This is a genomic window from Streptosporangium sp. NPDC006013 (assembly GCF_040614275.1).
Lineage (GTDB): Bacteria > Actinomycetota > Actinomycetes > Streptosporangiales > Streptosporangiaceae > Streptosporangium.
Genome location: NZ_JBEXUE010000335.1, coordinates 1 through 11,257, shown reverse-complemented (window position 1 = coordinate 11,257; position 11,257 = coordinate 1). Strand labels below are relative to the sequence as shown.

The 11,257-nt window shown below is 66.8% G+C and carries 9 protein-coding genes; 1 reads left to right on the top strand and 8 read right to left on the bottom strand.

Annotated elements, in window-relative coordinates:
* Nucleotides 1-54: 54 nt before the first annotated feature.
* The 8 genes from ABZ260_RS36105 to ABZ260_RS36070 form a co-directional block, all read right to left on the bottom strand.
* The gene (locus ABZ260_RS36105) at nt 55-1,230 is read right to left on the bottom strand and encodes a DUF3103 family protein (protein WP_355626577.1); all 1,176 of its coding nucleotides are present in this window, start codon (nt 1,228-1,230) and stop codon (nt 55-57) included.
* Nucleotides 1,231-1,839: 609 nt separating this feature from the next.
* Complete coding sequence (locus tag ABZ260_RS36100) at nt 1,840-2,436, bottom strand: PQQ-binding-like beta-propeller repeat protein (RefSeq protein ID WP_355626575.1); 597 nt, start codon at nt 2,434-2,436, stop codon at nt 1,840-1,842.
* Nucleotides 2,437-2,585: 149 nt separating this feature from the next.
* Nucleotides 2,586-3,329 carry a DUF2071 domain-containing protein gene (locus tag ABZ260_RS36095; protein ID WP_355626573.1) on the bottom strand — a complete coding sequence of 248 codons (744 nt, stop codon included), beginning with the start codon at nt 3,327-3,329 and terminating at the stop codon, nt 2,586-2,588.
* A 77-nt stretch (nt 3,330-3,406) separates the two neighbouring features.
* Nucleotides 3,407-4,096: a hypothetical protein gene (locus tag ABZ260_RS36090; RefSeq protein WP_355626571.1), complete on the bottom strand. Its 690-nt coding sequence runs from the start codon at nt 4,094-4,096 to the stop codon at nt 3,407-3,409.
* 337 nt (nt 4,097-4,433) lie between these two features.
* A complete protein-coding gene (locus ABZ260_RS36085) occupies nt 4,434-5,417 on the bottom strand; it encodes a hypothetical protein (RefSeq protein WP_355626569.1) in 984 nt (327 codons plus the stop codon).
* A gap of 435 nt (nt 5,418-5,852) precedes the next feature.
* Nucleotides 5,853-8,675 carry a vitamin B12-dependent ribonucleotide reductase gene (locus tag ABZ260_RS36080; RefSeq protein ID WP_355626567.1) on the bottom strand — a complete coding sequence of 941 codons (2,823 nt, stop codon included), beginning with the start codon at nt 8,673-8,675 and terminating at the stop codon, nt 5,853-5,855.
* Between the two features lie 82 nt (nt 8,676-8,757).
* The gene (nrdR, locus tag ABZ260_RS36075; protein ID WP_355626581.1) at nt 8,758-9,219 is read right to left on the bottom strand and encodes a transcriptional regulator NrdR; all 462 of its coding nucleotides are present in this window, start codon (nt 9,217-9,219) and stop codon (nt 8,758-8,760) included.
* Nucleotides 9,220-9,629: 410 nt separating this feature from the next.
* The gene (locus ABZ260_RS36070) at nt 9,630-9,890 is read right to left on the bottom strand and encodes a LysM peptidoglycan-binding domain-containing protein (protein ID WP_355626579.1); all 261 of its coding nucleotides are present in this window, start codon (nt 9,888-9,890) and stop codon (nt 9,630-9,632) included.
* 643 nt (nt 9,891-10,533) lie between these two features.
* On the opposite strand from ABZ260_RS36070, the gene lexA reads away from it, so the two are divergent.
* Nucleotides 10,534-11,244, top strand: a complete 711-nt coding sequence (gene lexA, locus ABZ260_RS36065) for a transcriptional repressor LexA (protein WP_343972512.1) — start codon at nt 10,534-10,536, stop codon at nt 11,242-11,244.
* Nucleotides 11,245-11,257: the final 13 nt, after the last annotated feature.

Sequence of the window (11,257 nt, the reverse complement as noted above, 5' to 3'; positions counted from 1 at the left end):
CCGGTGTGTCACCGGGGCCGCGGCGGTCAACGTGTCGGGCTGAAGCCGAACTCGTCAGATCCAGTTGGAGATCAGGCGTACCTCCATGCCGACCGGGCGGGCGGCGCAGGGCATCGACTTGATCTGTCCGGCGCGGCCGGCCTGGACGCTGTAGCAGGAGTCGACCCAGTCGTCGCTGTCGGTGACCCAGTCGCTGGGCAGCGCGCCGATGACCTTGTCGGCGATCGCGACGTACTGGCCGTTTCCGGTGGCGACGAGCACGCCTTCGACGATGGCCTTGGCCAGGCCGGACAGGTCGGCGTTGTCGTCGCGCTCCATGAAGACGACGTCGACGGCGGTCCAGCTGAAGTTGGACCACTCGATCAGGACCTGGTTCACGTTGCTGTAGGTCGTGCCCTCCTCGGTGATGTAGGGCATCTCGATGCTGTCGACCCGAGCCTTACCGTCGGTCCCGGCGCCCATGGTCCAGGCGTAGATCTCCGGTCCGCCCTTGTACCAGGGCTCGTGGTCGTTGTAGTTGGTGATGCGATGGATCTGGGCTGCCCAGCGGGGCGTTCCCGCGGCCTGCGCCGTAGGCTGCTGGGCCTCATCGGCCTTACGGTCGATTCCGGTGATGCCGGCCTCGGTGAGAGCCTTGCGGATGACCTGCTGGCCCAGCTCGGCGGTCTTGCGCTCGTTCAGGCCCACGACGAGCACCGCCTGCCTGGGAGCCCGGCGGGCATCGAGCTCGTAAGTGCGACCGGCCGAGTCGTAGGCGGTGACGGTGCGGACGAACTTCTCGTCCTTGGACGGGGTGAACATGACCAGTGGCTTCTCGCCCGCGGCGACCCGCTTGACCGTGGCGGGGTCGGCCGAGACCTCCAGCAGCGACTCGCCCTCGCCTTCGGCCTGGAGGCCCTTCAACTGCAGGATCTTGCTGTCAGCCTGGCGGGTGTAGTCGGTCAGGTCCTGCGCGCCTGGCACGGAGGCGAACAACGCGGCCAGGTCGGCCTGGCCGTCACCCGCCAGCTCGCGGTTGAGCACCGCCCTGAACTCACCGTTGTCGAGCCTGCGGGCGATCTGCTCGGCGAGCGTCCGCTTGAGCCCGTCCATGGTGGCGGCCGACTCTGCGGCCTTGAGCTTGGCCGACTGGCCGGGGGGCAGCGGATCGGCCACGGCCGTCGCCGGCGCTACAGCACCCATCAGGGTGGCGGCCAGGGCGAATGCCGCCAGCCCAACTACCTTCTTCACAAAACCTCCTGGTTAATGCGAGAAGAAGACCGATAGAGCACCACCGCCGGATTCTTGCGGGAACCGAGCGGTTGCATAAGGCAGAGCATGACCGGCGCGCCTTATCGAATAATTACGTCTTCTTATGGATCCTTATGGTCAATCCCATAATGGGTTTAACGTTCACTTTCGGACTTGGATGTGTGGACGCCCTCGTGCAGCCGGTTATGGGATCGGATCGCGATGGCCAAGGTCGGCACGGCCCCGCGTCGCCTCCCCCAGCGGGTCTTCGGGGTCGGTCATCCCGAGGTCGACTCGCAGCCCGGATGCTCCTGGCGAAGCCGGGCGAGCGCGGGCGCCATCAGAGTGGCGCCCGCCGTGGCGAAGTAGCGTATCGCCAGCCGCTCGGTGTGCCCGGCTCATAGGTCGGTCACCTTCTACCTCAACTACCGGCTCATCTCGGACGAGGGCACGACCAGCGCCGCCATCGTCGGATACCTGCTGCCGGGAACGATAGTGCTCGACGAGGAACCCGGCCCGCGCGTCATCTCGGAAATGATCGTCGCGCCTCTCTGCGCCGGGATGACGACGCCCGGGTCCGTCATGCCTGTCCGATCAGCCGCGGAGCCCTCACCGCACGGGAGGTCGGCTCCTCCGGTTACGGGACACCCGAGTCGCGGCGCGAGCGGTGCGGGTCCGAGGCGGCAAAGCCCACAGACAGCCGGAGGCGGGGCACCGGACCTCCGCCGACGCCCCGCCTCTAACCGGGTGCCTCACATCCGAAGCGCGCCCAAAATACTGGGGCAGAGGAAGCACCGTGGCCATGCGCCGCCGTGTCCGCCACAGAGACCGTCCGTCCTTCAGGTCGAAAGCAGACATGGGTGTGTAACCACGCCAGCCGCCGACGACGACCGTCTCCGCGGTAGCCACGACATGCCCCGAGTATTGCGGCAACCCGGCGCGCCACACCACAGATCCCGTAGTGAGATCGAGACAGAACAGTTGATCGATGTCCTGTGGCAGAACCAGGCAACGATCACCGGCGACCACGACGGCACGCGGCCAGGTTCCTATCGGGACGTCCCAGCGGACCGAGCAGTCGTGGCGGTCCAGGCAGACAAGCCGAGTGTGGCGCTCATGGAGGACGACGCGGTCTTCCGTCACCGCCAACGCCGAAGCGGACCCCCTCTGATGAAGCTGCCGCTCCCACAGCGTCTTTCCGATCATCTGCCGATTTCACCAGGCAAGCACTAGCGGCATCAATCACATTAACAGTGGGAGGTCATATCGGCCGAATCCGGGTGTGGAACTCAACAGGTCCCGTTTGACCAGGCATTTCATTCCTCGGCAGCGCCGAGGGTACTGGGGGAGTGCGCTTATTCGGAAGGTTCGGTGTTTCCGGCGTGTCTGCGGTCCGGCGTCGTAACCCGCATTGACTGGACCGGAGTCCATGTTGCCGGCACCTCACGCATCAGCAGCGCGCAGTCGAGCTTCGCGCTGCCCCGCGGGAACCGCTCCTGGTTGTCGAAATAGCTGGACCGGACAGCGTGGACATCGACGGGCCGCACGCGCCATGAGCCGGTCCCGAGTTTGAGCCCGTCAAGACGCCCTTCATCGTGGGTAGCGGAAAACCCTGTCGAGCCGTGACGGAAGAACTCCGATGCCTCACCCAGATCGGCGAACAGTTCGCTGCCCTGGAACCGCTCCGCCGTGCGAACGTGCACGCTCACGCTGACCAGGCCGTCACGGCCGTCGAAGGCCACGTGGAGGTCCTCCGCCGTTTCCCGCACGTCGAACGACGCCCGGTGGTGCACACCGGGGAACAACCGGCCGCCGACCAGCACCGTGACCATCGATCCGCTGTCCCGGCGTGGGATGTACACCCCCGTCTCAGGACCTCGCGGCCCGTCCCACTCCACGGCGATGCGATGCGCGGCGTTCTCGCTGCGCAGCCCCAGACCATCCGGGAGCCGCGTGGGTCGGACCCGCCCGAGGCGGATCAGGCAGATTCCGGCGACCGCCCATCCTCCGACCTGCTGAGGCCGCAGTGGCATCGGCAGCAAACGTGCGGCGATTTCTGGATCGACCCGGTAGTTCACCAGGAGCCGCCGTTCGACCACACTCGCCATGGATAGCCGTCTCATGCCATATCGCCCTCCTCGACGACTACCGCCTGTCCGCTTGGAGCATAGGACACCTATTCGGAAAGCTGATCGCTCCTCCGGGCTCCCTGGCACTGGTTCGTGCCGACAGGCGTGAAAGTGAAGCTGTCGGCGAAGTCGGCACCCTTGCCGCGGACGGCTAGAAGCATGGGCTCGCCGTACAATGCGGTCTGATCCGTACGCAAATGAAGGAACTCGTTCCAGAAATGGAAGCAGAGCAAAGAATCCTGGGGGTGCCCCGTCGCATATACCAGGGTCTTGGGAAAGTACGGGCTCGTGCCACCGCAGTAGACAGACGGCGGCCCGAACATACCGAGGGTCTGTCCGAGGGTTCGATCGCGCTCACACCAAGCCTTGTTGGCACCGATCAGCTTGTCGTACCCGTCCCGCGACAGGATACGGTCCAGCCGGAGCCATCCGTGACGATGGGCGAACTCGGCATAGACGGACGCGGCCATGTCATCGGTTCCGGCACCCCAGAGAGACTCGAAGGCTCCCCGAACTCCCGTGGAGAGAAAGGCCCTTCGAGCACGAAGGGAATCCTGTTCCTCACTCCAGACCTGTTCACGATCGTCCGTGAACGCCATTGCGTCGAAGTAAATTCTTAGGGTGACCTCTCCACCGAACAGGCCTGGCCGACGAAGAGCCGAATTGATCTGAGTGAACAGGTACTCTCGCACCTGCTCGACCGTCCGCGCTTCTCGCCGACCGTCCGCATCGGCCATCGACTGCCCCTTCTTTCGCCGCTACGACCTTCTGAAAACGCCAGAAGGGGGCCGGACTTAACTCCGCCCCCCCTTCCTAGCGGGCACTATGCAGGTTTGGCCTCCGCATCCAACGCTGCTTTTCTGCCCAGAATACTGGGGCAGTGCACTTATTCGGAGGGTGCGGTATTCAGCGTCACCGACCGGGTACCGCCACACAGTGCGAGGGCGACGGGCGCGTCCGAGGGAAAGTATGCCTCGGCCATGCCCCCTTCAAGCGTGATGTCCAAAGCGGCGCCGAACGGGTGGTCGTCTGGAGATTCCGAAGCCTCGACAAAGTGCGACGAAAGGGCGAGATCTAGCGACGCTTTCCGGTTCGGCCAAGCAACTCGCGGGCGGTCGTTGGCCGGACATGGTCGGTGGTGGCGAGTAGTTCCGCCTCGGTCACGACGAGACTGCTGATCTGGAGCAGCACATCGCCGTGTCTGGCGAACAGGGCCACGGGCCTGTCATCGATGATCCACAGGACGCGACCATCGGGCAGCGGCCGACAGGTGCCGCTGCCGGGAAAAGCCCAGGCGGGTTTCAGATACCGTGCGGCTTTCAGATACCGCGCGGCGCACGCCTGGCCGGGGGTGGCCGCCGTGGCACGAATGAACACCTGCATCTCCCACTCCTCCCGCAGATTGAAGCTGGGTTTGTAGAAGCGATGGATGATGGTGCGGGGGGTGTCCAGGCGATAGGTGAGCTCGACTGCCGGGCCTCCGTCCTCTGGATCGAGTCGCCATAAACCCGCCACGTGCCGACGGCCAGGGATGTCCAGGGAGACCAGCGACACTCCCATCGTGTCCAGGTCCCAGACCTGGTGCCAGTGCTGTACGCGATCCGAGACCTGGGCGGCAGCGACCGGAAAAGCGATCACCGCTCCCGCGAGGAGGATCCGCGGCAGGGCGGTACGCGGCATGACCATCCAGGCCGTCGCGGCGTACCCTGCGACACCGGCCAGGAGAAAGATGATCCCGAAGAGCGATTCGGGCAGGCCATAGGCCTCCCTGTGGAAAGGGACAAGCGCGAACAGTCCCGAGGTCAGCGCCCCGAAAGCCGCGGATCCGGCGAGTGCCACCAGCCACCACCGGGAAATCTTGGCCAATCGCGCCAAGATCCCGCTGAGCAGAATCGGGACCACGATGATCGCGATGCCGTTGATGACGCCGCCCAGTCCTTCGGAGGGTGCCAGCTTGTTGGGCCAGACGGCACTGACGACGAAGCGGCCCAGCCCTCTGCGGCCCATTACGTCGTCGGTCCAGATGACGGCGACCACCACACCGACGACGAGCCCCATCAGGGCGCTCCTGGCAAGGAGGGCCCGACCCGATAATCCACTCATGGTCGCAACTATCGATCGTGCCTGACAGGCTGCCAACCCGATGAGATAGGACACCGGAGCGTAACAAGCCCGCCCACCACATCATGGGCAGGGGTCCTGCCCTTAGCGATACATCGAAGAGTCAGCCTGCTCGCCGGAAGTTGACAACTCAATCGAAAAGCGAATCGAACGTCGGGCCCGCACGGCTCGCCTAAGCAAGGCGCGCCCATCGTGGGCAGCGGAAAAGTTGGTCGAGCCGTGACGGAAGAACTCCGACGCCCCCTCCAGATCAGCGAACAGTTCACTGCCCCGGAAACACCGAAAGGGGGCCGGACTTGATTCCGACCCCCTTCGCTACCAGGCACTATGCAGATTCGGCCTCTATATCCAACACCGCTTCTCTGCCCGAAATCAGCTGCAGCCGCTGGTGGAGCCGCAGCCCTCGCAGACGTAGCAGCTGCCCGCGGGGCGCATCTTGGTGCCGCAGGTCATGCAGAGCGGCGCGTCGGCGGTGCGGCCCTGGTGGGACTCCAGGGAGCCGGCCCGCCGCGGGGTTTCCACCGGCACCGCTTCGGCTCGGGTCTGGGGCTCCTCGATGGGGGCCGAGGTGGCGAGCTCGGCGATGACCTCGTCGGCGTGGATCGGGGCCGGGTCCTCACCACGCTGCTGGGCGGCGCGCTCGGAGGCGGAGAAGATACCGAGGGCGGCACGGTCGTCGTAGGGCAGGTGGTCCAGGGCCAGGCGGCGGAAGATGTAGTCCATCACCGAGGCCGCTATCCGGATGTCCGGGTCGTCGGTCATGCCGGCCGGGTCGAAGCGCATGTTGACGAACTTGCCGACGTAGGTCTCCAGCGGCACCCCGTACTGCAGGCCGATGGAGATGGCCACCGAGAACGCGTCCATGACGCCCGCGAGGGTCGAGCCCTGCTTGGACATCTTCAGGAAGACCTCGCCGAGGCCGTCGTCGGGGTAGGAGGAGGCGGTCATGTAGCCCTTGGCGCCGCCCACGGTGAAGCGGGTGGTGGTGCTGGGACGCTGGTTCGGCATCCGGCGACGGGTCGGGCGGCTGATCTCCACGACCTGGATCTCCGGCTCGGCGACAGCCTCCTTCGCCTCGGTCTTCCTGCCGGCGGCCGAGAGGGGCTGGCCGACCTTGCAGTTGTCGCGATAGACCGCGAGGGCCTTCAGGCCGAGCTTCCAGCCCTCCATGTAGACCTGCTCGATGTCCTCGATGGTGGCGGACTCGGGGAGGTTGACGGTCTTGGAGATGGCGCCGGACAGGAACGGCTGGGCCGCGGCCATCATCCGGACGTGCCCCATGGGGGCGATCGCGCGCTCGCCCATGGCGCAGTCGAACACCTCGTAGTGCTCGTGGCGCAGGCCGGGGGCGTCGACGACGTGGCCGTGCTCGGCGATGAACTCGACGATCGCCTCGATCTGCTCCTCCTGGTAGCCCAGCTGCCGGAGCGCGCGCGGGATCGTCTGGTTGACGATCTGCATGGAACCGCCGCCGACGAGCTTCTTGAACTTGACCAGGGCGAGGTCGGGCTCGATGCCGGTGGTGTCGCAGTCCATCATCAGGCCGATGGTCCCGGTGGGCGCGAGCAGCGAGGCCTGGGCGTTGCGGTAGCCGTTCCTCTCACCGAGCCTGAGGCACTCGGCCCACTGCTTGGAGGCCTCGTGGTGGATGTCGCCGTCCATCTTCTCGAACGTGCGCAGAGCCTCGTTGGCGTCGTTGTGCTTGCGCATGACCCGCTTGTGCGCGTCGGCGTTGCGGGCGTAGCCGTCGTACGGGCCCACGACCGCGGCCAGTTCCGCGCTGCGGCGGTAGGAGGCGCTGGTCATCAGCGAGGTGATGGCTCCGGCCAGGGCGCGGCCGCCCTCGGAGTCGTAGGCGTGGCCGGTGGCCATGAGCAGCGCGCCGAGGTTGGCGTAGCCGATGCCGAGCTGGCGGTAGGCACGAGTGGTCTCGCCGATCTTCTCGGTCGGGAAGTCGGCGAAGGTGATGGAGACGTCCATCGCGGTGATGATCAGCTCAGTGATCTTCACGAAGTTCGCGATGTCGAAGGTGTCGTCGTCTCTCAGGAACTTCAGCAGGTTGATGCTCGCCAGGTTGCACGAGGAGTTGTCCAGGTGCAGGTACTCCGAGCAGGGGTTGCTGGCGGTGATGCGGCCCGTCTCGGGGCTGGTGTGCCAGTCGTTGATCGTGTCGTCGTACTGGACGCCGGGGTCGGCGCACTCCCACGCGGCCTTGCCCATCTTGCGGAACAGGCTCCTGGCGTCGATCTTCTCGATGACCTCGCCGGTGAGCCGGGCCCGCAGGCCGAACTCCTCGCCCTGCTCCACCGCGCGCATGAACTCGTCGGAGACGCGCACGGAGTTGTTGGCGTTCTGGTACTGGACGGAGACGATGTCCTTGCCGCCCAGGTCCATGTCGAACCCGGCGTCACGGAGGGCGCGGATCTTGTCCTCCTCACGCGCCTTGGTCTCGACGAACTCCTCGATGTCGGGGTGGTCGACGTCGAGGACCACCATCTTGGCGGCGCGGCGGGTGGCGCCGCCGGACTTGATGGTGCCCGCGGAGGCGTCCGCTCCGCGCATGAAGGAGACCGGGCCGCTGGCGGTGCCGCCGCTGGAGAGAAGCTCCTTGGAGGAGCGGATCCTGGAGAGGTTGACGCCGGAACCGGAACCGCCCTTGAAGATCACCCCCTCTTCCTTGTACCAGTCGAGGATCGACTCCATCTGGTCGTCGACGGCCAGGATGAAGCAGGCGCTGACCTGCTGCGGCGACGCCGTGCCGACGTTGAACCAGACGGGGGAGTTGAAGCTGAAGACCTGGTTGACCAGAGCGTGCTTGAGCTCGTGGTCGAAGATCTCCACGTCCTCCTCGCCGGCGAAGTAGCCATGCTCGACCGCCGTACGGGTGTAGACGCCCACCACGCGGTCGATCAGCTGCTTGAGGCTCCACTCCCGCTGCGGGGTGCCGACCGCACCGCGGAAGTACTTGGTGGTCACGATGTTGGCGGCGTTGACCGACCACGACTGGGGGAACTCGACGTCGCGCTGCTCGAAGTTGACCGAGCCGTCGCGCCAGTTGGTCATGACGACGTCACGGCGCTCCCAGGACAGCTCGTCATAGGGGTGCACGCCTGGGGTGGTGAAGATGCGCTTCATCCTCAGGCCTTTGCGCGGCCGCTTGCTCCCACGTGCCACCGCGCCGACGGTCTCCGTCATGATTTCCCCCTCCTGGGGCTCCGCGAGCCCTCATATCGGACCACACCAACACGCCGCTCACCCCCGGCGCCCAGGGTCTTTCTCAGTCTTGCCCGCTGGAGCGCCCCGCCCGGAGCTGCTCGATCTCCGCCTCGAAGTCGGCCAGGGTCTCGAACCCCCGGTAGACGGAGGCGAACCGCAGGTACGCCACCTCGTCCAGTTCGCGGAGCGGCCCCAGGATCGCCAGCCCGACCTCGTGGGCCGCGATCTCGGCGCATCCGGTGGCCCGGATGCTCTCCTCGACCCGCTGGCCCAGCTGCGCCAGGGAGTCCTCGCCGACGGACCGCCCCTGGCAGGCCCGCCGGACCCCGGCGATCACCTTGTCCCTGAAGAACGGCTCCGTCACGCCACTGCGCTTGCTCACCATGAGCAGGACCGTCTCCTGTGTGGTGAACCTGCGCCCGCACTCCGGGCACGTGCGCCTGCGGCGGATGGCACCGCCGTCCTCGGTGGCCCTGCTATCGATGACTCGCGTGTCCGGATGACGACAGAACGGACAGTGCACGCGCGTCGCCTCCTTGAGCTGCGAGAGCGGCTCACCCACCTCACCTGCCCCATGGCGCGCATGTCGAGACGCTCGCGCACGCCCCTCGAATAGTCGAGATGCGGTAATGGAAACACAATCTGTGGTGAAGTGTTGTAGTGCAGCCACTAGATGTTGTGGTCTAACGGTAGAAGTGCGCGACCATGAACGCAAGTTGAAAGGCCCTCGCCACACGAAGTCGCTGATCAGCCGTCACGTCTCGGCGTGTCGCCCCTCGGGCGGCGCCCGCCCACCTCACGCACCCCTTCCCTCACATGCGTCCCAGACGATATGTCAGGCAGGACCCTCATCGAACCCTCCCGCGCGGCTCGCCCACGCCTTCCTCGAACCCCGCCGGCCAATCCCACGCGCCCCACGGAATGCGCCGCTTCTCAGCGGATGAGGCCCTCGGGGAGATAGAGCCGGGTTCCGGGCCGGACCTCGGAGCCGGCCAGCCCGTTGAGGTCCATGATGCGACGGACCGCCCGGCCGGCGTCGCCCTCCTGCGTCAACGCGTCCGCGATCTCCCACAGCGTGTCACCCGCGTGCACCGTGATCCGGGGCAGGCCCTCGTGACCCGTCCGCTCGCCCGCCAGGGCCGTGTCGATGCGCCCGCCGACCCAGAGCATCCCCAGGGTGAACAGTACGAGCATCGTCACCGCCACGATCCTCCCACGCCGGGTGAGCCGGAGTGGCCGCCTGGCGGTCCGGGGCCGGGCGGCACCCGGGCGGCGGACGCCCGCACGAACCGCTCCCGCCCCGGGCACCTGCCCCGGCGCCCCATGCCCAAGCCCCCGCCGAGGCCCCGGCCCGTGCCCACGCCTCGCGCCACGCCCGAGTCTCGGCTCACACCCGGCCTCCGGCTCCCGAGGCCGCCCGGCCGTCCGCTCGCGCCCGGGCCGCCCCGGCCCCCTTCCGTCTTCCGGACTCCGCCCCGCCCCGGCCCCCCTGCCTGATTCCGGCGCGGGGGCGGGCTCCGATCTCGGTGGCGGCACCAGGCGCAGCAGCGGCGCCCCCGGCGATCGCCGTGCGGTCCGGGATCTCGGCACGGCCATGGATCGTGGTGTCGTCGCGGTCGGTTTCACGGTGGCCCCCATCCCCTCGACCTGGCCGAACACATGTCGAAGAAAGATCGGTGAATCGAACACGATGTCGATCGAACTCCCGTACGATGTTGTACACCACGGCGTCGCCGATATCGAGGACATTCGAACAATTGTTTGAATATGATCTTCGGTCGTTGTATGGTCGCTGTGTGCGACACATCAGATACAGACCGGGAGGCGAGGAGTTCGTATGAGCCAGCACAACGAGAACGGTTCGGCCGCCAGCGACCTGGCGGTGCGAAGGCGTGACTCCCTTGGCCTCACCCCCAGGCAGCGGAAGATCCTTGAAGTGATCCGCGACTCCGTGCAGCAGCGCGGTTACCCGCCGTCCATGCGGGAGATCGGTGAGGCGGTGCAGCTCACCAGCACCTCCAGCGTGTCGCACCAGTTGACGGCTTTGCAGCGCAAGGGCTACCTGCGGCGTGACCCGCATCGCCCCCGTGCTCTGGAGGTGCGCCTTCCCGGCGAGCCCGTGCTGTGGGTGGATCCCGACTCCGGCGAGGACGAGACCCCGGTCAGCCGCCCGACCGCCGCCTACGTGCCACTCGTCGGCCGGATCGCCGCCGGTGGCCCGATCCTCGCCGAGGAGAGCATCGAGGATGTCTTCGCCCTGCCCAAGCAACTCGTCGGCGAGGGCACGCTCTTCCTCCTCCAGGTGACCGGAGACTCGATGATCGAGGCCGCCATCGCCAACGGCGACTGGGTGGTCGTACGCCAGCAGCCGGTGGCCGACAACGGTGACGTGGTCGCGGCGATGATCGACGGCGAGGCCACGGTCAAGACCTTCAAGCGCAGGGACGGCCACGTCTGGCTGGTCCCGCACAACCCCAACTACGACCCGATCCCGGGTGACGAGGCCACCGTGCTCGGCAAGGTCGTGGCGGTCCTCCGCAAGCTCTGAAGCACGCGCCTTC